This is a genomic window from Wocania ichthyoenteri Th78, from assembly GCF_000789235.1.
GTDB classification, from domain to species: Bacteria; Bacteroidota; Bacteroidia; order Flavobacteriales; family Flavobacteriaceae; genus Wocania_A; species Wocania_A ichthyoenteri.
The window spans coordinates 1,593,852-1,620,779 of record NZ_KN525716.1; the positions used below are offsets into that span (position 1 = coordinate 1,593,852).

The window sequence follows — 26,928 nt, forward strand, 5'->3', positions numbered from 1 at the left end:
CTATTTCATGCTGAAAAAACCCCTTAAAATATTATGCTTTTTTATCCTTACTTTCTTTTTTGCAAACTGTTCAAAAAACGAAAATGACACAAAAGAAATAATTCCTTTTCAACCTGAAATAGAATTTATAAAATCCTATGGTGGCTCTAAAAATGAAAGCGCAAAAGCAATTGTTAAAACTCCAGATAATGGCTATGCAGTTTTTGGATATACACAAAGTGATGATGGCGATGTTACTAATAAACAAAACGGTTTGTTTGATTATTGGCTACTTAAATTTGATACTGCCAACAACCTACAATGGCAAAAAACATTTGGAGGAAGTGATGACGATAGAGGCACAGATATTATTCAAACAGTAGATGGTGGATTTGCCATTTTTGGTTTCAGCCAAAGTGCAGATGGTGATGTAACCGAAAATGCTGGAGCTAGTGATTTTTGGATTTTAAAATTAGATGATTCAGGTAATATTTCATGGCAAAAATCTTTTGGCTTTTCTGGTGCTGATGATGGCATTTCAATAATACAAACCAATGATAATGGCTTCCTCATAACTGGCGCTTTAGATGTCACTGCTTCTGGGGGCTTAGGCAATAGTAAGTCTTTTGCTAAAAAACACGCAGGTGGCGATTATTGGGCTATTAAACTTAACGCTAATGGCAGCAAACAATGGAGCAAATTTTATGGTGGCACATTTACAGATACCCCCTACGATGTTATTCAAACTAACGATAATGGTTATATTTTAGTAGGCTCTTCAGATAGTAATGATGTCGATATATCAAACAATAAAGGCTCTTACGATTTTTGGGTGATTAAAATATCTGAAACGGGAACTTTAATCTGGGAGAAATCATTTGGAGGCACAGAAATTGATGAAGCTAGGAGTATTACAAATTCAAATGACGGCAATTATATTATAGTTGGAGATACTAGAAGCAATAATTTGGACGTTTCTGAAAACCAAGGTGCAGCCGATTTATGGGTGATTAAAATATCACCATTAGGCAATATAATTTGGGAGAAAACTTTTGGAGGCACCAGTTTTGATGTGGCTCGATCTATCTCAAAAACCCAAAACAATGGGTTCTTAATTTCAGGAAGTTCAAGAAGCAGCGATGGAGATGTTACAAATAACAATGGACAGAATGATGCTTGGATATTAAAAATAGATGCTGATGCAAATTTAGAATGGCAAAAAACTATTGGAGGGAGTGCCATTGATTTCGCTTATGATGCAGTCGAGCTAAACGATAAATCTATAATAGTTGTTGGAGAAACTAACAGTTCGGATATTGATATTCCAGAAAATAAAGGGTTTACCGATGTATTGATTTTTAAAATAAAATAAATGAAAAAATTAGTCTCGATAGTGTTTACTTATTTGCTTATCACATCTTGTAGCAAAGATAATGACGACGTAGCAACCCAAGTCAATACAACTTTCAATTTCACTCATAATTGGGATGGAACATCAGTTTCAAATACAGATTTTAACACCATTCAATATACCAATGCAAATGGAGAACAATTAAGCATTACTAAACTTCGGTATTTAATTTCAAAAATTACCTTTCAAAAATCAAACGGAGAAAAAACCATATTAGATGGTTACCATTTAATTGATGTTACTAACAATTCAAATCTAGAGTTTATTTCAACTTCTACAATTCCTTCGGGAAATTATAGTAACGTATATTTTACCTTTGGATTTGATAACGACGCAAATTATAACAATTACCAAGATTTGAATTCAGCCTCATGGAGTGTTCCAGCAATGCTTGGTGGCGGTTATCATTTTATGCAATTAGAAGGTAAGTTTATCGATAACACCACAACCGAAACAGGTTATACTTATCATACCATTAAAGCGGTTGACAACTCAAAAACACCACAAAAATTTCAAGACACCTTTTTTAAAGTTGATTTAGGTGCGGTTACCATTACAAATAATGCCACTTTTAATATTGAAATGAATATTGCCGAATGGTTTAAAACCCCAAACACTTGGGATTTGAATGCTTTAAACAACATACTAATGCCTAATTTTAATGCCCAAGTTATGATGTTTGAAAACGGACAAAATGTATTTAGTTTAAAATCTGTTACACAATAATTTTTGCAAAAATGGATAATACATATTAGCTGTATATTTATTTTCATCTGCTCGTCTTGTTCAAATGAAAGTATGGAAACCTATATGGCAACGCCAAGTCCGTTACAAATTCCTCGATTATTTGAAGACAATATTTTAAACCCAGTAATTCCAACAAATAATCCACAAACTGTTGAAGGTATAGCTCTAGGAAAAAAATTATTTTTCGATCCTATTTTATCCGCAGATAACACCCAAGCCTGTGCCGATTGTCATACTCCTGAAAATGCTTTTTCTGACGCCGACAGATTTAGCGATGGAATCGATGGTATTCGTGGAAACAGAAACTCGATGTCCTTATTTAATTTAGCATGGAATTATGATGAAAAATTCTTTTGGGATGGTAGTTCCTTTAGTTTAGAACATCAAGCTTTTGTGCCTGTTTCAGACCCTATTGAAATGAAAAGTTCTTGGATTCAATTAGAAACCGAACTTCAGCAACATCCAGAATACCCAAATTTATTTCAACAAGCTTTCGGCACTTCAAAAATCGACTCTACCCTAGTTACAAAAGCTATTGCTCAATTTGAGCGCACTTTAATTTCATCCAATTCAAAATTCGATAAATATCTTTTAGGCGAAGTAACATTAACTCCACAAGAAATCAACGGTTTTAATGTGTTTATGGATGAAGCTAAAGGTGACTGTTTCCATTGTCATGGCAGCGACAAAAACCCGCTTTGGACAGATAATATTTTTCATAACAACGGTTTAGATGCCACTATCACAGATTTAGGCTTAGGTAAAGTAACGGGCGATCCAGCAGATAATGGTAAATTCAAGTCGCCTTCTTTACGCAATCTTGCGTTTACGGCACCCTACATGCATGATGGCAGATTCGAAACACTAGATGATGTTATAAATCATTACAGTGAAGGTTTACAAAACTCTCCAACTATCGATCCTTTAATGAAAAAAGTGGCTCAAGGCGGCGTGCAATTATCAGACCAAGATAAAGCCGATTTAAAAGCCTTTTTACTATCACTTTCTGATTATGAGTTTATAAGCAATCCAAACTTCTTAAATCAATAAAAAAAACCTATAAAACTATATACTAATATAATGTTAGGTTATATGGTAATCCATGACTTATATTGTATATTTGCACTCTATTTAGAAAGTGTCTTAATAAAAAACACTATTAAAGTATTCTAAATCTAATAAAAAAAATATGATAAAAGTTTCTGAAACAGCTAAGAAAAAAGTTATTGAATTAATGACTGACGATGGCTATAACCCAACCGAAGACTTTGTGCGTGTTGGAGTTAAAAGTGGTGGTTGTTCTGGCTTATCTTACGATTTAAAGTTTGATAAAGAAAACCAAGAAGAAGATAAAGTTTTTGAAGACAATGGCGTGAAGATTATTGTTGACAAGAAAAGTTTCTTGTACTTAATAGGCACTACCCTAGAATATTCGGGAGGATTAAACGGAACGGGGTTCGTGTTTAATAACCCTAACGCAAACCGCACTTGTGGTTGTGGCGAATCATTTTCATTATAATAAATTTAAGAAAGCATTATGTCGAAGTATACAGAAGATGACTTACGCGAAGAGCTAAAAACTAAAGAATACGAATACGGCTTTTATACCGATATTGAATCTGATACATTCCCTAATGGTTTAAATGAAGATATTGTACGCGCTATTTCTAAAAAGAAAGACGAACCACAATGGATGACCGATTGGAGATTAGAAGCCTTTCGAGTTTGGAAAGAGATGACCGAACCAGATTGGGCAAATGTTAATTATGTAAAACCAGACTTTCAAGGTATTTCATATTATTCAGCACCAAATAGTAAACCTAAATACGATAGTTTAGATGAAGTTGATCCAGAATTATTGGCAACATTTGCAAAACTAGGTATCTCAATTGACGAACAAAAAAAATTGGCTAATGTCGCTATGGATGTTGTTGTTGATTCGGTTTCAGTAGCAACAACATTTAAGAAAACACTAGGTGAAAAAGGTATTATTTTTATGAGCATTTCTGAGGCTATTAAAGAACATCCAGAACTTGTAAAAAAATATTTAGGAACTGTAGTACCTCAAAAAGATAATTTTTATGCCGCATTAAATTCTGCTGTTTTTAGTGATGGCTCTTTCTGTTACATTCCAAAAGGTGTACGTTGCCCAATGGAACTATCAACCTATTTTAGAATTAATCAAGCAGGAACAGGTCAGTTTGAAAGAACTCTGGTAATTGCTGATGAAGGCAGTTATGTAAGTTACCTTGAAGGTTGTACAGCACCAAGTAGAGATGAAAACCAGTTACACGCAGCAGTTGTTGAGTTGATTGCTTTAGATGATGCTGAAATAAAGTATTCAACAGTACAAAACTGGTATCCAGGAAATGCTGAAGGAAAAGGTGGTGTTTACAACTTTGTAACCAAACGTGGTTTATGTGAGAAAAATGCAAAAATATCTTGGACACAGGTTGAAACTGGCTCTGCAGTAACTTGGAAATACCCATCATGTATTTTAAAAGGTGATAATTCAGTTGGAGAATTTTACTCCATCGCAGTAACAAACAATTATCAGAAAGCCGATACGGGAACGAAAATGATTCATTTGGGCAAAAACACTAAATCGACTATTATATCAAAGGGAATTTCAGCAGGAAAATCTCAAAATAGCTATCGTGGTTTAGTTCAAATAAATTCTAGAGCAGAAAATGCACGTAACTTTTCGCAATGCGATAGTTTACTAATGGGGAATGAGTGTGGGGCACATACCTTCCCATATATAGAAGCAAAAAATAAATCGGCAAAAATAGAGCACGAAGCAACCACTAGTAAAATTGGTGAAGACCAAATTTTTTATTGTAATCAACGAGGCATAGATACTGAAAAAGCCATCGCTTTAATTGTAAATGGTTTTAGTAAAGAGGTTTTAAATAAACTCCCAATGGAATTTGCAGTTGAAGCTCAAAAATTACTAGAAATTAGTTTAGAAGGAAGTGTTGGATAAATTAATAAAAATGAAAAAAGTATTAACTGTTATTTTATGTCTTTCAGCATTTTTAAGCTGTAAAAAAGAAATTAAAAATCAAGAAAGAGAGAAATCTATTGTAACTGAAAATTCGGAACAAACAGCAAAACAAAGTGATGGATTAACACTTTTAAAAGGCGAGTTTGTGTATTATGCTGATGCTGCAGTTTTACAAACACATGCTGAAATTTATGGTGTAATTCTTAACGATAAAGTTGACGAGTTAAACGATAAGGCGAAATCATTTAAAAAAAGACCAACAGACTTTGTTTTAGTTGAGGTTCGCGGAAAAATCACTCAAAAACCCAAAGGAGAAGAAGGTTGGGATAATCAAGTAGAAATAAAAGAAATATTGAGTGTAAAGCCTGCTTCAAATGAAAAAAATAACGTTGTAAAATTAGGAAAAGAATAATTATGTTAAAGATAAACAACTTACACGCAAGTGTTGAAGACAAAGCTATATTAAGAGGCATTAACCTAGAAGTAAAACCAGGAGAAGTACATGCTATAATGGGGCCAAATGGTTCTGGAAAAAGCACATTAGCATCAGTTATCGCAGGAAAAGAAGAGTACGAAGTTGATAAAGGTGAAATCATTTTACTAAACGAAAACATCGACGATCTTTCTGCAGAAGAACGCGCACACAAAGGTATTTTTCTTTCGTTTCAATATCCTGTAGAAATTCCTGGAGTTTCTGTTACTAATTTTATTAAAACCGCTATTAACGAAACACGAAAAGCTAAAGGTTTAGAAGACATGCCTGCAAAAGACATGTTAAAACTTATTCGTGAAAAAGCAGATTTATTAGAAATTGACAGGAAATTTTTATCACGTTCGCTAAACGAAGGGTTTTCTGGTGGTGAGAAAAAACGAAACGAAATTTTTCAAATGGCTATGTTAGAACCAAAATTGGCGATACTTGATGAAACCGATTCGGGATTAGACATTGATGCTTTGCGTATTGTAGCAAATGGTGTAAACAAACTTAAAAGTAAAGATAATGCCGTAATTGTTATAACGCATTATCAACGTTTATTAGATTATATCGTTCCAGATTTTGTGCATGTTTTACATGAAGGTCGTATTGTAAAATCCGGATCTAAAGAACTAGCGCATGAGCTTGAAGAAAAAGGATACGACTGGATTAAAGAAGAAGTTGGCGCGTAGCGCAAGTAAACAATATTCAGTCACAGTTGGCAGTCTGCTCACTCATAACTGAACACTCAAAAAGTTTAAAAAATAGTAAACAGTTTCTTGTTTGGTTCTTAATTATTTGAATACTGAACACTATGACTGAAAACTGAACAAACATGGATTTAAAAGAAAAATTAGTATCATCCTTTCTAGTATTTGAAGACCAAGCAGATGTTGACACTTATGTGCATGATGTTAGAAATGATGCCATAAAAATATTTGAAGAAAAAGGTTTCCCTACCAAAAAAGAAGAAGCCTGGAAATACACATCTTTAAACAAAATATTAAAAGAAGATTACAGTGTATTCCCTAAACAGGAAAACACTATCGATTATAATGACATAAAGAAATATTTTATACATGATATAGACAGTTATAAAGTCGTTTTTATCGATGGTAAATATTCTTCGCACTTATCGCAAACTACGCACGATAGTATAGATGTTTGTTTAATGTCTTCTGCGTTATCAAAACCAAAATATCGTTTAATCATTGAAAATTACTTTAATAAAGCGGCAACAAAAGATAGCTTATCGTCATTAAATACAGCATTTTCTCAAGAAGGTGCTTACATTCATATTCCAAAGAATAAGCTGGTAGAAAAACCAATTCAAATTATTCATTTATCAACAGGAAATGAAGCTGCTACTTTATTGCAGCCTCGCAACTTAATAGTAGTTGATGAGAATTCGCATGTGCAAATTATAGAACGTCACCAAAGTTTAACTAGTAATCCTGTTTTAACCAATAGCGTTACCGAAATTTTTGCAAACAAACGCGCTATTGTAGATTACTATAAAGTACAAAACGATAATGCTAACGCATCGTTAATAGACAATACATTTATTAAACAAAAACGTGAAAGTGTTGCATCTGTACACACCTTTGCTTTTGGAGGCAAATTAACACGTAACAATCTTAATTTCTATCAAGAAGGCGAGCGAATAGATTCTATTCTTAAAGGAGTTACTATTATTGGCGATAAACAACATGTGGATCACAATACATTAGTACATCATATAGAACCAAATTGTGAAAGCCATCAAGATTATAAAGGTGTTTTTGGCGAAAACTCAACTGGTGTTTTTAACGGTAAAATTATTGTTGAAAAAGAAGCACAAAAAACCAATGCCTTTCAATCTAATAACAATATTTTAATTAGCGATAAAGCCACTATAAATACCAAACCACAGCTAGAAATTTTTGCTGATGATGTAAAATGTTCGCACGGTTGTACTATTGGTCAGCTTGACGAAAGCGCTATGTTTTATATGCGTTCTCGAGGTATTCCAGAAAAAGAAGCCAAAGCTCTTTTAATGTATGCTTTTTGCAATAACGTATTAAGTTCGGTTAAAATTCCAGAAATAAAACAACGTATAACCAAAATAATCGCCAATAAATTAGGGGTTAATATTGGGTTCGATTTATAAATTTTATTGAAGCTATTTCCCGCTATCCACTGTATCTTTTTCTCGTACCTCAAAAAAGGATGCCGTTTCTATCGGGGCTAAACATAAAGTAATGTTCAACATAAACGATATAAGACAAGACTTCCCGATACTTTCTAGAAAAGTAAACGGAAAACCTTTGGTCTATTTTGATAATGCAGCAACATCACAAACCCCACAACAGGTCATCGATGTTATTGTAGATTATTATTCAAATTACAACGCCAATATTCATCGTGGTGTACACACTTTAAGTCAAGAAGCAACCGATTTATACGAGCAAGCACGCTTAAAAATACAAGCCCATTTTAATGCAAAATTTTCACACGAAATCATACTAACATCTGGAACTACGCATAGTATTAATTTAGTGGCAAACGGATTTTCATCACTCTTAAAAAAAGGAGACGAGATTATCGTTTCGGCTTTAGAGCATCATAGTAATATTGTGCCATGGCAAATGCTTTGCGAACGTACAGGAGCTGTTTTAAGAGTTATCCCCATGAACGACGATGGCGAACTTATCATGTCGGAATTTGACAAATTGCTTTCAAAAAATACAAAACTTGTTTTTGTAAATCATATTTCAAACGCCTTAGGAACTATAAACCCTATTGAATATATTATTGAAAAAGCACACCAAGTTGGAGCGGCTGTTTTAATAGATGGTGCACAAGCCTGCCCGCACGTAAAACCAGATGTTCAAAAATTAGATGTCGATTTTTATGTTGCTTCAGCACATAAAATGTGTGGACCAACAGGAGTTGGTATCCTTTACGGGAAAGAAGAATGGTTAAACAAATTACCACCCTATCAAGGTGGTGGAGAAATGATTGCCGAAGTTACATTTGAGAAAACTACTTACGCGAGTTTACCACATAAATTTGAAGCAGGCACACCAAATATTTGTGGTGGTATAGCCTTTGGAGCAGCTATCGATTATATGAACACTATTGGTTTCGATACTATTGAAAAATACGAGCATGAATTGTTAATTTATGCTACAGAAAAACTTCTAGAAATTGAAGGTTTAAAAATCTACGGCACATCAAAAAATAAAACATCGGTTATTTCATTCAATTTAGAAAGTATTCATCCTTATGATGTGGGCACTATTTTAGATAAATTGGGAATTGCCGTTCGTACAGGTCATCATTGTGCGCAACCTATCATGGATTTTTATAAGATTCCTGGAACTATTCGAGCTTCTTTTGCATTTTATAATACTAAAGAAGAAATTGACGTTTTAGTTGAAGGTGTTAAAAAGGCTAAAATGATGTTGTCTTAATTTCTTATTGTATTTTTGTTTAAAACTTGTTACTGTGACTATTGAAAATATTCAAAACGAAATAATAGACGAATTCTCAATGTTTGAAGATTGGGAAGAGCGTTATCAATATATGATCGATTTAGGGAAAGATTTACCTTTAATTGACGAACAATATAAAACCGAAAGCAACATTATAAAAGGTTGTCAAAGTAAAGTTTGGGTACATGCCGAAATGAACGACGATAAAATTACATTTACTGCCGATAGCGATGCCATAATTACAAAAGGTATTATCGCTATTTTAATTCGTGTGTTTTCAAATCAAAACCCAAAAGACATTATTGATGCCGATACCAATTTTATTGATAAAATTGGTTTAAAAGAACATTTGTCGCCAACACGTGCAAATGGCTTAGTAAGTATGGTAAAGCAACTTAAAATGTACGCTATTGCGTACCAAACACAATTAAATTAAGATGAGCGATACAACAATAGACACCAACGCTTTAGGCGAAAAAATAGTAAACGTTTTAAAAACCATTTACGATCCAGAAATACCAGTAGATATTTACGAACTAGGATTAATTTACGATGTATTTGTAAACGAAGATTACGACGTTAAAATATTAATGACACTTACAACGCCTAATTGTCCTGTAGCCGAAACATTACCACTAGAAGTTGAAGAAAAAGTAAAATCTTTAAACGACGTGAAAAGTGCCGAAGTTGAAATCACTTTCGACCCACCGTGGACTCAAGATTTAATGAGCGAAGAAGCGAAGTTGGAATTGGGAATGCTGTAAATTCAGCCGACAATATTCAGTCTTCAGTCGCAGTTTCAGCTCAACAACAAACAACCTAACACATTACTTTTTTGAAAGACGAAATAATAAATCGCGTAGCGAATAGTAAATTAATAACCGTAAATCTTGAGGATTATTATCCAGAAGGGAAACGTGTACTTTTTGATATTAAAGATTGGTTATTTGAAGGTTTTGTGTTGCGTGAAAAAGAATTTAGACAAAAAGCCTCAGAACACGATTGGTCACAATATAAGGGTAACTATATAGCGTTAACTTGTAGTACCGATGCTATTGTTCCTGCTTGGGCTTTCATGCTGTTAAGTATTCATTTAGAACATTTTACAAAAAAAACGATTATCGGAAATCTTGATGTTTTAGAAACTTCTATTTATCAAGATGTCATTAATACGCTCGATGTTTTAGAATATACAGATAAACTCATTATTATTAAAGGTTGTTCAAAAAAACCTGTACCACAAAACGCTTATATTATGCTGGCAACTAAACTAAAACCAGTTGTTAAATCTATTATGTATGGCGAAGCTTGTTCTTCGGTTCCTCTATATAAAAACAAATAAATTTTACTGTGACTAAATTGTATATAAGTGTCTAATATTTATATTTGCAAAAATTTTAACTAAAAACTAAAATGAAAAAGACGTTATTATTATTTACTTTTTTTATCGGATTAATTTCAATAAATGCGCAAACTTTAGAAGAATTAAAAGCTACACAAGCTGCAAAAAAAGATTCAATTGCAGCCATTCAAGGACGTGTTAATGCAATTCAAGGTCAAATAGACGCATTACCAGGCTGGAAAAAAGGGGCATTTGGTACTATTGGCGGAAGTATTTCTAGCTTTAAAAATTGGTTTGCTCAAGGCACACCAAATAACAACTCAGGAAACATTGGGTTTACTGTTAATGCATATGCAAATCTTAACCAAGATAAATTCTTTTGGAGAAATGCAGGAAATATAAATCTGTCTTGGGTTAAATTAGATGATAAAGACGACCCAACAGATAGCGATAAGTTTAGAGAAGCTACTGATGTTTTCAATATCAATTCTTTATATGGACGTAAGCTAAGTGAAAAATTTGCTATTTCTGGTTTAGGTGAATACAGAACCACTATTTTAAGCAACTTTAACGACCCTGGCTTTTTAGATTTAGGTGTTGGGGCGACTTGGACACCAGTTAAAGATTTAGTAGTTGTGATTCACCCATTAAACTACAACTTTGTGTTTAGTAGTAATTCAGTAATAGATTTTCAATCGTCTTTAGGAGCAAAAATTCTTGTTGATTATACTAGACAAATTGATGCTGTAAGTTTTAAAACTAACTTATCGATGTTTCAAAGTTATAAATCTGGAGATTTGTCAAACTGGACATGGACCAACTCTTTTGGATACACTCTATGGAAAATGATTGGTGTTGGTTTTGATTTAGGTTTAAGACAGAATAAGCAAGAAGCTTTTAACTATCAACAAAGTCAACCAGGAAGCACTAATGCGCAATTAAAAAATACTGACAATAAATTACAATCGTATTGGATGTTTGGGCTTAATTACAAGTTCTAAAAGCATAGAAAATATATTTACTAAAAAATGCGTTTCCTTTTTTAAGAAGCGCATTTTTTATAGCTATTCATTGTCCTCTTTAAATTTCTTCTTCTTACTTTTTCTTCCAAAAAGCCTTTTTAAAAACCCATCCCGTTTTTCTGGATTACAATCTAAATCGTTAATAACCTCTTGCGAAAAGCTTTCAAAATTACTTTTTGTAATGTCATCAAAATGAGCATCAGCATTCAACTTCTGATAAAATTTAGCGAAAATTGGTAATGCAGAATTAGCACCTTGCCCAATTCCTGTAGATTTGAAGCCAATGCTATGGTTGTCATTCCCAACCCAAGTAACAGTTACCAAGTTTGGAGTGATACCAACAAACCACCCATCTTTATTATTTTGCGTGGTACCTGTTTTTCCAGCAATCTTGTTTTTAAGATAGTATGTTGAGCGTAATCTAGAGGCTGTCCCGCTATTAACAGTAGATTGCATAATTTTCAACAATACCTGTCTTGTATAATTACTGTAGGCAGGTGTTTCCATAATCTGTGGTTCAAAACTCGCAATGGTACGCCCTTCTTTATCTTCAATTTTGGTAATGGCATACGGCGTTACACCTTTACTATTGTTCACATAACTGGCATAGGCACCTGTAAGTTCTCTTAAATTTATTTCTGCTACGCCTAAAGCTAACGAAGGTTGTTTAGGAAGTTCTTTGGAGATGCCTAATTTTTCAGCTTGTTCTATCACATTTTCAATACCCACTTTATTTAAAACTTTTACGGCTATGGTGTTGATTGAATTACTCAAAGCCTTTTCTAAATTATAATTTAAATGTGGATCTTCTTCTTTTCCTCCAGAATTGGTTGGCGTCCAATTATCAAAATCAGTATAAGTGACTTCTTTCAATGAAAAATAAGTGCACGGTTTCATGCCGTTTTCAATAGCCGCCGTATAAACGAAAGGTTTAAAGGTAGAACCAACTTGACGTTCGCTTTGCGACACATGGTCGTATTTAAAATACCGATAATCAATACCACCAATATAGGCTTTTATGGCACCTGTTTGAGGTTCAATAGTAAGCATTCCAGTGTTTAAAAATTTTAAATAGTACTGTAAACTATCTATGGCCGAAATATTTTGAATGATATCACCCGTCCAGTTAAACAATTCCGTTTTTCGTTTTATTGAAAGAGAATCCAATATTTGAACTTCTGTTAATCCTGCTTTTTGATAGGATTTATATTTAGGAAGATTTTTAATAGCAGTTTGAATAATGGTTTTATTTGAATTCCACGGTGCTGTTTTTCCAAAAGATTTTTCGTGAATACTTTGCAAATCCGTGAGATGTTCTTGCATTGCTTTTTCTGCAAGGAATTGCATGGTTGAATCTAATGTAGTATGAACAATCAAACCATCTCTATATAAATCATAAAAGCTCCCATCTGGTTTTTTGATAGAATCCAAAATGGCTGTTAATTCCTTTTTTACTTGAGTACGAAAATAAGGTGCCAAACCCACATCATGATTAAAGGACTTGTAATCTAAAACAACATTTTTATTTTTAAGAACATCTACAGAATCTTGCGAAATATAACCGTATTTAAGCATTTGCTGAAACACAACATTCCGTCGTGATTGGCTACGTTCTAAATTAATTCTTGGATTGAAATAGGTGGTTGCTTTTAAAGTACCAACCAAAGTAGCTGCTTCGGAACAGGTTAATTCTGAAGCTGGTTTATTGAAAAATTTTCGCGCAGCACTTTCAATACCATAAGTATTATCCGGAAACGGAACGGTATTAAAATATAACGTCAAGATTTCGTTTTTAGAGTATAACTCTTCAATACGTTTGGCAATAATTGACTCCTTAAGTTTATTGATTAGCATACTGAACATAAAATAATCTTTACGCCCGAATAAATTTTTGGCTAATTGAAGTGTAATGGTGCTTCCGCCACCGGCTGATTTATCTCGAAGAATAATGCTTTTAACAAACACGCGCATTAAACTCACATTATCGATTCCGTCGTGTTCGTAAAAACGCACATCTTCGGTTGCTACAAGTGCGTCAATTAAGTGTTGCGGAAAATCATGAAACTCTAAAGGTTGCCTATCGTAAATATAATATTTACCAATTAAAGCACCGTCTTTATCCAGCACTTGGGTGGCTTCTTCTTGTTTAATAGAACTCAGTTCGATTGTATTGGGCAGTTTGCCAAAAGCACCGAGATAAATACTTATATAAAGGACAACAAAAAAGGCAATAATAGAAGCAAAACCAATCAAGCTCCATTTTACCCATTTATTTTTTAACATTTTTGAAATCCACTTCATAATTGAAAATCCCGATACATTACATTTGGAGTATTATTCAAAATAGTATATATTAATTATCTTCTTCATAATCGGGATAAAGAAAATGATTATAAGGAAAACGTGTCACGTGAATTTCTCGAACTTCATCATAAACACGTTTTTTAAAATCTTCTAAATTCTGTTTATTTAGTGCAGAGATAAATAAGGCGTTATTGCCTACTTTGTTCATCCAAGTTTTTTTCCACTCTTCTAAACTGTAATGTGCTTCGGTTCTTTCGGCAATTAAATCGGTATCATCAAAAGGTTCAGCCTCGTAAGCATCTATCTTGTTAAACACCATAATAATTGGTTTGTCACCACTTTTTATTTCGCCCAAAATTTTCTCTACAGAAGCGATATGTTCTTCAAAATTAGGGTGTGAAATATCTACAACGTGAAGTAATAAATCGGCTTCTCTAACCTCATCTAAAGTGCTTTTAAAGCTATCAACTAACTGTGTTGGTAGTTTTCTTATAAACCCAACGGTATCGCTTAATAAAAAAGGTAAATTTTGAATAACTACTTTTCTAACGGTAGTATCAAGTGTTGCAAATAGCTTATTTTCAGCAAATACGTCACTCTTACTAATCACATTCATTAAAGTCGATTTCCCAACGTTGGTATAGCCAACAAGAGCTACACGTACCATTTTACCACGATTTCCCCGTTGTACCGCCATTTGTTTATCGATAGTTTTTATGCGTTCTTTTAGTAAAGCGATTTTATCGCGCACAATACGTCTATCAGTCTCAATTTCAGTCTCTCCTGGCCCACGCATTCCAATACCTCCTTTTTGTCGCTCAAGATGTGTCCACATCCCTCTTAATCGAGGCAATAAATATTCACATTGTGCTAATTCTACTTGCGTTCTAGCATAACTTGTTTGGGCGCGTTGTGCAAAAATATCGAGGATTAAATTTGTTCGGTCTAATACTTTACAATTAAGAATTTTACTAATATTTCGTTCTTGCGCTGCAGACAATTCGTCATCAAAAATAGCGGTACCGATATCATTCTCTTCAATAAAAATGCGCACATCTTCCATCTTACCAGTTCCTATAAAGGTTTTAGGATTTGGCATTTCCATTTTTTGAGTAAAGCGTTTTATAGCATATCCACCAGCAGTAAAGGTTAAAAACTCAAGTTCATCTAAATATTCTTTAGACTTTTCTTCGTTTTGGTCTTTAGTAATAACACCTATTAAAACAGCTCTTTCTAAGTTAAGATCTTTCTCTTCTATCATATTGCAAAGTTACGTAATTGCTGTGATTTTAATTTTAATATTTTTAACCCTATTTTTGATGTATGACTGACACTTTTGAAGACATTCCCATAAGACATAATATGCAAACTATTGCCTTTTATAATCTTGAAAATTTATTTGATTTAAACAACAACAAACATACAAACGATAATGATTTTTTACCAACATCAGTTAAAAAATGGACATCAAAGCGCTACAATAATAAGCTTAGAAAATTAGGGTTTGCTATTTCGAATATTGGACGAAAGGAAACAGGGAAACATCCTGCTATTGTTGGATTATGCGAAGTTGAAAATGCTAAAGTTATTGAAGATTTGTTAGCTTCAAAATATTTAGAAAGCCACAATTATAGTTATGTGCATTACGACTCTTTAGACGAACGAGGTATTGATGTGGCTTTACTTTACGATGTTAATATGTTTGAAGTTTCTAATTCTGAAACGTTTACTATTAGCCTAATAGATGATGATGGCTTGCCAGATTATACCCGAGATATTTTGTTAGTTTATGGCTTGCTTGACGGCGAAAAAGTTCATGTTATTGTCAATCATTGGTCATCGAGACGAGAAGGCGAAAAAGAAACAGAATTTAAACGGATGGCATCTTCAAATAAAGTAGGCGAAATTATAACCGCTTTACGATTAGAAAATGATAATGCCAAAATTATTGTCATTGGTGATTTTAATGACGACCCACATAGTAATAGTATTAAGCAGTTAGTTAACGGTTTTAATTTATTTAACCCAATGGAAACATTGCGTTCTTTTACACGAGGGACAACAAAACATAATAGGCAATGGAACTTATTTGATCAAGTTTTGATTTCGACAAACTTTTTTAAAACCTCTGATAATTTCTTTGAATATTATACTGCCAATATTTTTGATGAAGATTTTTTAAAACTTTTTAATGGCAAGTTTAAAGGCTCTCCTTTTAGAACTTATATTGGTAAAAGATATCAAGGTGGTTATAGCGATCATTTTCCTGTGTATGTTGTTTTAAAGAAGTAGTTATACAGCTTGAAACATAACATAAGCCAAACCTAAAGCAACAAAGGGCAAAGTCCAAAGTAGCCAAATATTAGTCTGTGGTTTTTTCTTTTTAACCATTTTTGCGTTTATCATCATACGTTTTTTACCTGTGTATTGTATCCAGTTTTTAAAATGAATCCCAATAGATCCCATAATAAATAATATCCACGCACTTGTACTCGACATCGTATCAGTATGCATTTGATTAAAAAAAGCTGCGAAAAAACAACCCAACAAGAACACTAAACTTATTTGAAGTACAGATACATAAACTAACGCAATGCTATTTGCTTTTTGCCTATATCGCTTTTTATAAAACGAAAATATGGAATAGTAAAATTGATCGAAAACCGTCATTTGGCGAATTTAATGTTTTCTTAATGACTTTCTACTATTTTAATTACTCTTCATAATCCACACTAATATCATCCAATTCATAAACCCCATCAAAAGTATCTTGTCCGCTTCCCGTGTATTTGAATGCGATATGCATAGTGCCCGTTGCACAGGATAAATCGACACTTCCAGAATTAAACCATGGCACAAACGAATCGGTATCTTTCACCACATAAGCCGCAGATAATACACCCCAAGTTGCTGTGGTAATATTAGCTTCATTTCCATCCCAATCAAGCGAATACAGCACCTCCATAAAACTACTATCTGCTAAACTATTTGATGTTTTAAAACGCAATGTTATACCTTCATGCGCATCTAAATTTATAGGTGGGGTTATTAACCAACCAATGCTACTATCATCTCCAGAACTAGCGGGTTGAAACCTCGCAGAACGCCCCAAAGAGGCATTTGATGATGTTGACGAATACCCTTCCCAAGCTACTGTACCTGCTTCAATATAATTTGTCCAACCAACAATTTCTATGGGTTTATTGTTTTTTTGAGGCTCAAAATCTTCCATAAATAAATTTCCTGTCCCTACCGTTGCTGCTAAACCACAAGTTAATTCCATAGGATCGCAACGTTCTGTACTTTCAAAATTAACAGCCTCAGAACTATTAATGATTATCACGCTAAAATCGTCTCTAAAATCTCTACTAAATATTCCTGTTACACTTCCTTTTCCTTGTGGTACAATAAGCGATTTAAAGTCTGAAAACGTACTGGTTTGCATAATCATAGAAATACCCGAATCACAACTTTCTAATAATCGGAATCCGTCAAACTCATCAAAAGATTCACTGGCGTAAGTAGCTCCTAATTCAAACCTATTTAATTGCATGTTTTCTAACTGAATTAAGGTGTTTTCATCAGCTTCAGTTAAATCTGCTAAACCAACAATTTTGGGTGATATTTCGGCAACTTCATTACTTCTAATAACAATCTCTTTATATTCCGAAGCTTGAATCTGTTTTACATCAACCGCATCGCCTTTTCCAATGGTAATAACACCACTAGTTTCACCAATGGTTAATCCGTTCATTTTTACATACACTTTTTGACCAAATTGATAGGTATCTGATAAACTACTTACATTTATATCTACCTTAAAACCGAGTCTGGGGTCATTATCGGGGTTATTATCATCTGTTTTATTTTGAATAATGAGTTCTTCAAAAAAGTTCCCCGATTTATCTGATGACACCACATAGCCTTCAATATAAACATCATCATTTATTATTACTGTTGTGTTGCCACCATTTACAGCTTGTTCATAAAGCGATTTAATAGCTTTAAACGTGGTGATTTTTTCTTGCGGAATATCAGGATTTGTTATTGAAATATCCGGCACACCATAATCGTCGTCTTTTACACAAGACGCTACAGTCAAAAACATCAATATAAAACCAAATACTGTTTTGTTAATATTATTCTTCATCCTTTTTATTTTTAGATTCATTTAGGTTTCGACTGCGCTCAACCTGACAAATCGTTTGCGTTTTAAAACCTTAAATTCAAATTTAAAAAATACGTTGTCCCTCTTCCATACCAGTATTTTGGACCAAAAACTGGAGTTTCCAATGCTTTATCATCACGCAGTTCTCTAAAATTGGCATTTCTACCTTGTTCAAAACCACCTGTTTTATATACTTCATCTAAAAGATTATTAACGCTTGCAAAAAGCCCAACGTAATATTTGCCTATTTTCCATGATTTCCCGCCTACTAAATTCACCACCATATAATCATCAAAACGTTCTTGCTTTAAAAGTGTTCTTGCTAAATCTTCATCATAATCGTTAAAAACATTGCCATCAAAATCGGTTGTAAAGTTTGATGAGCGTGTTAGCGGACTCACATCAATATACGTATTTGAGAAAAAATTTGCCGTGGCACCAAACCACCAAAAATCAGGGTCTCGATACTCAAATCCTACCGAATACGCATTTTGCGGACCAGAAGCTAACTTATAATTCTTTAATTTTGATTGTCCAAAATCTTTAAACCCATCAACAAACCCAGCAGCTATAGCATCGGCATCAGGTTCTGTGGACAAAAACAAATTGGGGTTATTATCATAAGTAAACTGCCCTACAGCAGCAGCGCCTTTTAATTTAATAGTTGATGTCACTTGAGCTTCAACACCAATTTCGGCTCCTAAATGTTTTTTATTTATACCCTGTAAAATTTCCTGTACAAATGCGGTATTATCGCCACCAATACCATCGGCAAAAAAGAATGAAATTTCACTAGCATCAGTAATTTTTGCAAAATATCCTGTTAATTTTGCTTTCACTATAGAAGAACGAAAAATATAGCTCGCATCTACAGAAGCTACTTTTTCTTCTAAGATATTAGGTACTACATTATGATTTTCTCTAGAATTTGAAAAAGTATTTTGAATTGATGGTGCTCTCGAGATATATCCTGCATTAACATCAAACACATGTTTACCTGTTAGCTTATAAGTAGCGCCTGCTTTAGCTCCAAATCCTGTAAATGTAAGCTGTTCGCCTTTACCAAAAGAATTATCTGGGAAACCTCCGTTTTGGTAAATACCTTCTCTTTGGTATTGCGTATTTTTTATACTCCCTGAAACATAAAAATCTAGTGTTTTATAATTAAATTGAGCTTGTGCATAAGCACTTAATTCATTAGCAAAAATGTTGTAATGGTATTTAAATTTATCCCCTTCAGATACCATTCGATTTGGATTTAACAAATCGTTTTGAGCCTCATTTATTTCAGTGGCAAACCCATCAATATCTAAATAGGTTTGTGCGCCTAAGAGATCTAAAACCTCAGCAAAATTCTCGGACTTTAAGCTTTTAAAATTAATACCTGCGTTTATCAGAATGTGGTCGTTAATTTCGGTGTTTAAAATAGAATTTATGGTTAATTGTGAGTCATCCACCCGGTCTTCATAAAGTGCATAAATAGCATTTCCTCCATTTTGAGCATTATTAATATTAGCACTATACATGGCATTCCAATTGATTTGACCTTCATTTTGAAATGTTTTTAAAGCATTGTATGCAAATTGCAAATCATTTGGAAAATTACGTTCAAAATAACTGGGTAATTTTTGATAATACGTAGGGCTTGGGTTTGCACCACCACCTTGCGGAAACCCATTAACCAAATCGGTGCCATTATAATCCAATCGGCTGTTGCCTAATTTTCCAAATTGGTAGCCAATGTTTGTATTTATAGCTGTTTTACTATTCAAATCCCAATAATGATTTAACATCACAATAGCTTCGTTCACCTCCTTAATTCTAGAATTTCGTTTTTCACCGTTTTGCCAACCCCAATATTCATTGTATTTAATATCTTTTAAATCGTAAATTTCTTGGGTGTTAGGTGACGATTTGCCACGTCTGTTTGGCGTGTAAATAGCAGTTACATTCAAACTATGTGCATCATTAATTTTCTTTTCCGCGGAAGCGAAAAATGAATTAGAATTATAGCTTGTTGCATCTTGATAGCCTTCATTACCCCAGCGCCTCCCAATAGAAATAGTATATGCCCAATTGTTTTTTAATAGGCCAGAAGCATAGGTTGCCATGACCCTATTGGTATAACTTCGGTTAGATGACGAGTATGTTATTCTACCTCCAGGTCTTGCTTCGGAAGCTCTTACATTAATATTTGTTGTACCCAAAATACCTCCAAAATTATAGTTTGATGGTCTTAAACCCCATGTAAGCTCTTGATTTCTTAACACATCATTAATTCCTCCCCAATTACTCCATTGCGGTCTTCCGTTGTAAATTTTATTCATTTCTATACCATTAATGAGTATAGATCCATTTTTAGAATCTAAGCCCCTAACCCGAAAAAACGAGGAGCTAAATTCAAACGCTGCAGTACGTTGAAATACATCTAGTGACGATGCCAATAATCCCGAAATATTATCTGCACCACTCGTGTCGTCGTTTAACTCATCATCAGAAAGTGTTATTGTAAATAGGTTTCGTGAAGCGGTATCCACTTCCAAAGTCATATCTGTGATATTCACCGTTTGGTTTTCATTTACAACTATCGGGTAACGCTTTGTAATATATCCCGTTTTAGAAATCCTTAAAATTTGTTCACCTAAAGGCACATTATTATTAAATATAAATTCGCCTAATAAACTTGTTTGTGTAGTTTGATTTGTTTCTTCAATGGTAATCGTTACTTCAGGTATGGGATCAAAAGAAATACCATCCACAACACTCCCCTTAATAATAGTTTGTTGCGAAAAAGCAGTTAAAATTGAAAAAAATCCGAATAAAAAAATGAGGGTTATTCTATTCATAATTATCTTTAAGACACCAATAATAAGAAAAAGTAACTATTTGTTTTTAAATTTTTTACATCGCCATAATAACTTTGGCTTAGGTTTTGTATTATTACAAAGCAACTAGTTAGTTATTAAAATGAATATTATACGTCTTGGATTTTCAGTTTTATTTTTAAGCATTTTTACTATTGTAAATGCTCAAGAAAAGAAATTTAAAATTCACACCATAGCCTTTTACAATTTAGAAAATTTATTTGACACTATAAATGACCCTAATAAATTCGATGAATTTAGCCCGATAATGGAGATAAAAACGAATCGTGCCGAAGCCTATAAAAAGAAAGTAAAAAACATGTCTCGGGTTATTGCTGATATTGGATTTGATGTTACAAAAAACACGCCAGCGATTATAGGAGTTTCTGAAGTTGAAAACAAAGAGGTGTTAGAAGATGTTGTTAACGACTCACTACTTAGAGATAAAAATTATGGTATTGTACATTTTGATTCGCCCGATGCTCGTGGAATAGATGTGGCTCTACTTTATCAGAAAAAAATATTTACGCCTTTAAATACCAGCACTCATGGATTGAAAATTTATGATGACCAAAACCAAAAAAGAATTTACACCCGCGACCAATTATTAGTAAGTGGTAAACTTGAAGATGATTTTGTTCATATCATTGTAAACCATTGGCCATCAAGACGAGGTGGAGAAGCTAGGAGCAGGCCTAAACGTATTGCAGCTGCAAAATTAAACAAGCGTATTGTTGATTCACTTCAATCGATAGACCCATACGTTAAGATTTTTATTATGGGCGATTTAAACGACAACCCAACAAATTCAAGTGTTAAAGAGGTACTAAAAGCAAAAAAAGATAAAAATAAAGTGGGTTTAAAAGGTATTTATAATCCTATGGAAAGTTTTTATGCAAATGGTGTTGGTACTAATGCTTATAGAGATAATTGGAATTTATTCGATCAAATTATGATTTCAAAACCTTTATTGGAAAAAGATTTTTCATCATTTAGGTTTTATAGAGCAGGTATCTTTAACAAACCTTATTTAATTCATAATAAAGGAAGATATAAAGGCTATCCTTTTAGAAGTTTTTCTAATGGAAACTTTACAGATGGCTTTAGCGACCATTTCCCTGTTTATTTATACTTAATCAAGGAGGTTATTGACTAAAAAAAGCCACAAATCGTTTTTGTAGCTTTTTAGTTTTTATCAATCTGTATTAACTCATCCACGTACTCCATGGAATTCTCGATAAAAATAAAACTAAAGCAATAGTGTAAAAAATTGCTATGGTTTTTAATTTTGAAGCAGATGTTAGTTTCTTTTTATGCTTTGAATACCCAATAGTAATTAAAGCAATTGCTATAATGTTTACAAAAGGATGCTCTACAAGATATAAGCGTGCTATTGAATTGCTCATAACTTTCCCTCCTAATTCACTCCAAAGTTCAAATCTTGGAGACACAAAATATAACAGCAACCCAATTAATAATTGAATGTGCGATACAATTAAAGTAAAAAGCGATATTCTGAAATCTTTAGCAGTATATTCTTTATCACCAAATGTTTTAAATAAGGCATTACCTACTGCAATAATTAAAACTATTAAAACAAGGTAAGCCCAATAAGAATGTAAATTTAATATAGTATTATACATAATTTATGTTTGAAAATTTTATTATAGCAAATGTAATAATAAAAGCCATAAAAAAAACCGCTTCGTATGAAGCGGTTTTTTAGGACTAGTCAATCTTAAAAAATTAAAAATTGAAACGCATACTAAAATTCCATGTTCTTCCGTAACCAAATCTTACACGATTTTCAACATTAACACCATTCCAAGCTACATCTCCTGTATCAACATGCTTATTCTCATCAGAATATTCTAAATAAACTTCGCTAAATACATTATTGACGTTTAAGCGAAATTGTATTGAATTCTGGTCATTTTCACCTACTAACCATTTGTATGATAATCCTGCATCTACAGTATCAAATGATGGTAACTCAATAGAACCTCTATTATTAGCAGTTGAAAACTCACTTCCACCATAATTAGCATTACCATATAGCTTATCATATTGATTCCAATTAGCATCCACTTTAAATCTTGGTAAAATTTCATATTTAGCACCAATACCAGCTGTAAATTGAGCTGCATTACCAACTTTCGCGCCATCAATATAACTAGTGTCACCAGTAGTTGTTGTACCACCTCCTTCTACAGTTTCAGTAAGCGTTACATTACCATCATATTGCCAATCACCAATTGATAAAAATCCTTGAAGCTGAAATTTATCTGTTAAACGTGTAAATATTTCTAATTCTCCACCATAGTGCACTTGCTTAATAGCACTTGTAGAGTAAAATACATCTGCAATATTATCATTATCTGTATCTTCAGAATCATAATCAATTCTGTTATCCCATATTGTATAGTATAAGTTTGCATTTACAGAAACTTTATCTCCTAGAAATTTATATCCAGCTTCAATTCCAGTTATATTTTGGTTTTCGTCACTTAACGGATTTAGTTGGTTAGAAGCTCTGTCGTCTATAAATAAATCACTGTGGTAAGGTTGACGAGAATAATATCCTGTATTTAAGAATACAGTATTATTATTATTAATTTGGTATGCTCCACCTAACTTAACATTGAACCCAGGGTTATTAACTTTTTCAGACACTTGTCCTTTACCTTCTACTGAAGAATTTCCATATTCTGTTCTTACATGTGATTGCGTAGAGGCTGACCCTTGGAAATAAGCAGAGAATTTATCTTTATTATATTCTAATTGACCAAATACACCTAAATAGTTAATGTCTTCTTCATAATCATAATAAGGGTGTAAACGTTGCCCATGGTCATCATTTGTATTAAATAAAACATTCCAAGGATTAATTCCTCCAAAGGCTTCAGTTATTTCATAACTACCTCCATTATAAGTGCTAGAATCACTAACAGAATCAACAGAGAAAAATTCGTTTACACTTCTAAAGTGAATCCCGTTATATAAACGCACATCTGCTCCTATGTTAAAACTTAAGTTTTCATTTAATTCGTTATTATAATTAGTTACTAAACCATACCAGTTGTGGTTATTATTTGAACCTCTAGCATAAGTTGCAACACCAGTGTTTCTATCAAACTGTGACTGAACAAAAGCACCTCTACCTAAAGAACCGTATAAAACAGTTGATAAAGATGATTTTTCATTTATATCCCAATCCCAGTTTAAATTCATCACTGGTTTATGATATATATTACGTCCGCCAGGGTAAACACCAGAATTTAAATTATTTGGGCTATCTACACCTGTTGCGTTCCAAGAATTATAACGTCTTCCTCTACCTTCTGCTAAAAAATCTTCTAAATCTGCATTTCCCGCAGCTGCATGCCATTGTGGTGCACCAGTTAACATTAAATTTAAAAGATGGTTATCATTTATTTTATAACCAAAAGATAAGAAATACGTTTGACCCTGACCTTCAGTATGGTCTACATATCCATCACCTCTCCAATGTCCAAACATTGCTGTTACTGCTAATCCATTATCCATTAAACCTGTAGAGTAGGAAGCAGTTGATTTCGTGAAACCATCATTTCCTATCATTTGCTGTACAAATCCACCTTGTGTTTTATCTAGTGTTTTAGTAACGATATTTACCGTACCACCAACAGAAGATATTGCCAATTTAGAAGATCCTAAACCACGTTGTACTTGAACAGCTTGCGCTACATCTAATACACCTGACCAGTTCGACCAGTACATTTTACCATCTTCCATACCATTAATCGGCTGACCATTAAGTAAGAATGCTGTATTAGTTTGATCAAAACCTCTTAAAAATAATTGTCCGTCTCCAAATCCACCACGTTGTGTAGTATGTACTGAAGGTGTTGACTTTAGAAGTTCAGGCAAATCAGAATTACCCGCTTTTTCTTGAATTTGGGTTGCTTTAATAGTAGACACAGCAATTGGTGTTTTTCTACCTTCAGCTAAATCTATAACTCCAGACCCGATGATTACTATTTCTTCTAATGAATTATCTGGTGTTAGCTTAACATTTCCCAAATCAACATCTCCATTAAATGATAAAGTTACAGAAGCATAACCTAGATAAGAAATTACAACTTGACCAGAAGACGCTTGAGTTGTTAAAGTAAACTTGCCGTTAAAATCTGTAGAGGCTCCATTTGTTGTTCCTTTTTCAACAATATTCGCACCTGGTAGTGGCGAATTAAGTTCGGCATCATTAACTGTACCTGTTATAGTACTTTGTGCCGTAATAACTGTAGAAAATAAAAATGCCACAGCTAGCATAAAAAATTGAGTAGTTTTTTTCATAATTTAATTAATTATATTGAAATTAGTCAGTGCAAAAATAAGCATAATATTACATTAAATATTATGCACGCATAAAATAAATGTTAACAAAAAAAAAAAACAGTGAAATATCGAATGTTAATAATATCAATATTTCACTGCCTTTTACAATTATTTTAAATAACTATACACAAGAGAGTTACAATTATCCTTTATAATAATTCAATAAATTATTTGTAGAAGAATCGTGATTATTAACAGAAGTGCTGTTAAATTCTTGTAAAATTTTACTTGCCAATTGCTTTCCTAACTCCACCCCAAACTGATCGTAGCTAAAAATATTCCAAATAATACCTTGAACGAATATTTTATGCTCGTACATGGCAATAAGTTTTCCTAAACTTTCGGGCGTTAGTTTATTTATAAAAATAGTATTTGTTGGTTTATTTCCTTTAAATACCTTAAACGGAATTATTGATTTTTCAGTGCCTTCAGCTATAACTTCAACCTCAGTTTTGCCATTTAAAAGTGCTTCGGTTTGTGCTAAAAAATTAGATGTCAATTTATCTTGATGGTCTTGATTGCCGTGTAATGATTTTACAAACCCGATAAAATCTGCTGGAATTAATTTTGTGCCTTGATGAATAAGTTGAAAAAAGGCGTGTTGCGAATTGGTTCCTGGCTCTCCCCAAATTAAAGTTCCTGTTTCGTAATCTATTGGGTTTCCATTTCTATCAACACTTTTTCCATTACTTTCCATAATACCTTGTTGCAAATAGGTTGCAAACTGATTTAGGTATTGCGAATAGCCTATTACAGCTTCACTTTCAGCTTTAAAAAAGTTATTATACCATACACTTATTAATGCTAAAACTACTGGGATATTGGTTTTAAAATCTTCAGTTTTAAAATGCTCATCCATTTTGTTGGCACCTTTTAATAAGCTATCAAAATTAGTATAACCTACTGCTAAACTTATAGACAAACCTACTGCACTCCATAAAGAAAAACGACCACCAACCCAATCCCACATGGGGAATATATTGTTTTTGTCTATACCAAAATTTTTAACGCTTTCTATATTTGTAGATACTGCAACAAAGTGTTTTGCAATAGCATCTTCTGTAGCCGATTTTAAAAACCATTTTTTAAGCGTGTTTGCATTTGATAAGGTTTCTTGCGTTGTAAACGTTTTTGAAACCACCACAAAAAGCGTAGTTTCTGGATTAAGTTTTTTAATCACTTCGTTTACATGATCGCCATCTACATTACTTACAAAATGTGTAGTTAAATGATTTTTGTAATACTGCAACGATTCAACAACCATAGCTGGCCCTAAGTCCGATCCACCAATACCAATATTTACTATATCGGTAAACGATTTTCCTGTAAATCCTTTTCTTTCACCATTTACAACTTCATTTGTAAATGTTTCAATTTTTTGTTTTACCTGATATATTTCTGGCATTACATTTACACCATCAACATAAAACTCTGCATCTTTAGGTGCTCGTAAAGCAGTATGTAAAACAGCTCTTCCTTCGGTTTTATTTATTTTTTCACCTGAAAACTGACTCTCAATAGCCTCTTTTAATTTAACCTCGCTGGCTAGTTCTAATAAATATTTAAATGTTTCTTCAGTTATTCTATTTTTAGAAAAATCAACATAAAAGTCATCCCATTTAATGGTAAATTTATTTGCTCGTTCACTGTCTTGAGCAAACAAATCTTTCATGTGCGAATTATTAATTTTATTATAATGTTCTTGAAGCTTTTTCCAAGAGTTTGTTGTTGTTGGATTTATATTTGGTAACGGCAT

General features: G+C 33.1%; 23 protein-coding genes. 15 read left to right on the plus strand and 8 right to left on the minus strand.

The window, feature by feature from the left end:
• The first annotated feature begins 7 nt into the window (after window positions 1–7).
• The 13 genes from RG22_RS06940 to RG22_RS07000 all read left to right on the plus strand — a co-directional run bounded on the left by RG22_RS06940 (window position 8) and on the right by RG22_RS07000 (window position 11,438).
• Window positions 8–1,351, plus strand: coding sequence for a hypothetical protein (locus tag RG22_RS06940; protein WP_052143669.1), 1,344 nt, complete (start codon window positions 8–10; stop codon window positions 1,349–1,351).
• Window positions 1,352–2,116, plus strand: coding sequence for an MbnP family protein (locus tag RG22_RS06945; protein ID WP_034041999.1), 765 nt, complete (start codon window positions 1,352–1,354; stop codon window positions 2,114–2,116).
• 72 nt (window positions 2,117–2,188) lie between these two features.
• Window positions 2,189–3,187: a cytochrome-c peroxidase gene (locus RG22_RS06950; RefSeq protein WP_034042001.1), complete on the plus strand. Its 999-nt coding sequence runs from the start codon at window positions 2,189–2,191 to the stop codon at window positions 3,185–3,187.
• Between the two features lie 139 nt (window positions 3,188–3,326).
• Window positions 3,327–3,656, plus strand: coding sequence for a HesB/IscA family protein (locus tag RG22_RS06955; protein WP_034042003.1), 330 nt, complete (start codon window positions 3,327–3,329; stop codon window positions 3,654–3,656).
• An 18-nt stretch (window positions 3,657–3,674) separates the two neighbouring features.
• Window positions 3,675–5,123: a Fe-S cluster assembly protein SufB gene (sufB, locus tag RG22_RS06960; protein ID WP_034042004.1), complete on the plus strand. Its 1,449-nt coding sequence runs from the start codon at window positions 3,675–3,677 to the stop codon at window positions 5,121–5,123.
• A gap of 10 nt (window positions 5,124–5,133) precedes the next feature.
• Entirely contained in the window at window positions 5,134–5,556 is a 423-nt protein-coding gene (locus RG22_RS06965) for a hypothetical protein (protein ID WP_034042005.1), read from the plus strand.
• Window positions 5,557–5,558: 2 nt separating this feature from the next.
• On the plus strand, window positions 5,559–6,311 hold the full coding sequence (gene sufC, locus RG22_RS06970; protein ID WP_034042006.1) for a Fe-S cluster assembly ATPase SufC: 753 nt from the start codon (window positions 5,559–5,561) through the stop codon (window positions 6,309–6,311).
• A gap of 143 nt (window positions 6,312–6,454) precedes the next feature.
• The gene (sufD, locus tag RG22_RS06975) at window positions 6,455–7,768 is read left to right on the plus strand and encodes a Fe-S cluster assembly protein SufD (protein WP_034042007.1); all 1,314 of its coding nucleotides are present in this window, start codon (window positions 6,455–6,457) and stop codon (window positions 7,766–7,768) included.
• Between the two features lie 91 nt (window positions 7,769–7,859).
• Window positions 7,860–9,074, plus strand: a complete 1,215-nt coding sequence (locus tag RG22_RS06980) for an aminotransferase class V-fold PLP-dependent enzyme (RefSeq protein ID WP_034042008.1) — start codon at window positions 7,860–7,862, stop codon at window positions 9,072–9,074.
• A 34-nt stretch (window positions 9,075–9,108) separates the two neighbouring features.
• On the plus strand, window positions 9,109–9,531 hold the full coding sequence (locus RG22_RS06985; protein ID WP_034042009.1) for a SufE family protein: 423 nt from the start codon (window positions 9,109–9,111) through the stop codon (window positions 9,529–9,531).
• Window position 9,532: 1 nt separating this feature from the next.
• A complete protein-coding gene (locus tag RG22_RS06990; RefSeq protein WP_034042010.1) occupies window positions 9,533–9,859 on the plus strand; it encodes an SUF system Fe-S cluster assembly protein in 327 nt (108 codons plus the stop codon).
• 71 nt (window positions 9,860–9,930) lie between these two features.
• Complete coding sequence (locus RG22_RS06995) at window positions 9,931–10,437, plus strand: DUF2480 family protein (protein WP_034042012.1); 507 nt, start codon at window positions 9,931–9,933, stop codon at window positions 10,435–10,437.
• A gap of 71 nt (window positions 10,438–10,508) precedes the next feature.
• Entirely contained in the window at window positions 10,509–11,438 is a 930-nt protein-coding gene (locus RG22_RS07000) for a DUF3078 domain-containing protein (RefSeq protein ID WP_034042013.1), read from the plus strand.
• 63 nt (window positions 11,439–11,501) lie between these two features.
• On the opposite strand, the gene RG22_RS07005 is transcribed toward RG22_RS07000, so the two are convergent.
• Entirely contained in the window at window positions 11,502–13,742 is a 2,241-nt protein-coding gene (locus RG22_RS07005; RefSeq protein ID WP_244462121.1) for a penicillin-binding protein 1A, read from the minus strand.
• 70 nt (window positions 13,743–13,812) lie between these two features.
• On the minus strand, window positions 13,813–15,024 hold the full coding sequence (hflX, locus tag RG22_RS07010; protein WP_034042015.1) for a GTPase HflX: 1,212 nt from the start codon (window positions 15,022–15,024) through the stop codon (window positions 13,813–13,815).
• 62 nt (window positions 15,025–15,086) lie between these two features.
• Here hflX and RG22_RS07015 point away from each other — a divergent pair, with 62 nt between their 5' ends.
• Window positions 15,087–16,055, plus strand: a complete 969-nt coding sequence (locus tag RG22_RS07015; protein WP_034042016.1) for an endonuclease/exonuclease/phosphatase family protein — start codon at window positions 15,087–15,089, stop codon at window positions 16,053–16,055.
• On the opposite strand, the gene RG22_RS07020 is transcribed toward RG22_RS07015, so the two are convergent.
• From RG22_RS07020 to RG22_RS07030, 3 genes are all read right to left on the minus strand, one after another.
• Window positions 16,056–16,433 (minus strand): hypothetical protein, encoded by a 378-nt coding sequence (locus RG22_RS07020; protein ID WP_034042018.1) that lies wholly within the window; start codon window positions 16,431–16,433, stop codon window positions 16,056–16,058.
• A gap of 43 nt (window positions 16,434–16,476) precedes the next feature.
• Window positions 16,477–17,913, minus strand: coding sequence for a DUF5689 domain-containing protein (locus tag RG22_RS07025; protein WP_034045839.1), 1,437 nt, complete (start codon window positions 17,911–17,913; stop codon window positions 16,477–16,479).
• A gap of 62 nt (window positions 17,914–17,975) precedes the next feature.
• Window positions 17,976–20,777: a carboxypeptidase regulatory-like domain-containing protein gene (locus tag RG22_RS07030; protein ID WP_034042020.1), complete on the minus strand. Its 2,802-nt coding sequence runs from the start codon at window positions 20,775–20,777 to the stop codon at window positions 17,976–17,978.
• A gap of 121 nt (window positions 20,778–20,898) precedes the next feature.
• Here RG22_RS07030 and RG22_RS07035 point away from each other — a divergent pair, with 121 nt between their 5' ends.
• Window positions 20,899–21,951 carry an endonuclease/exonuclease/phosphatase family protein gene (locus tag RG22_RS07035; protein WP_034042022.1) on the plus strand — a complete coding sequence of 351 codons (1,053 nt, stop codon included), beginning with the start codon at window positions 20,899–20,901 and terminating at the stop codon, window positions 21,949–21,951.
• 49 nt (window positions 21,952–22,000) lie between these two features.
• Here RG22_RS07035 and RG22_RS07040 read toward each other — a convergent pair whose 3' ends face one another.
• From RG22_RS07040 to pgi, 3 genes are all read right to left on the minus strand, one after another.
• The gene (locus RG22_RS07040; protein ID WP_034042023.1) at window positions 22,001–22,438 is read right to left on the minus strand and encodes a hypothetical protein; all 438 of its coding nucleotides are present in this window, start codon (window positions 22,436–22,438) and stop codon (window positions 22,001–22,003) included.
• Window positions 22,439–22,541: 103 nt separating this feature from the next.
• Window positions 22,542–25,130 (minus strand): TonB-dependent receptor, encoded by a 2,589-nt coding sequence (locus RG22_RS07045; RefSeq protein ID WP_034042025.1) that lies wholly within the window; start codon window positions 25,128–25,130, stop codon window positions 22,542–22,544.
• A gap of 184 nt (window positions 25,131–25,314) precedes the next feature.
• Window positions 25,315–26,928 (minus strand): glucose-6-phosphate isomerase, encoded by a 1,614-nt coding sequence (gene pgi / locus RG22_RS07050; protein ID WP_034042027.1) that lies wholly within the window; start codon window positions 26,926–26,928, stop codon window positions 25,315–25,317.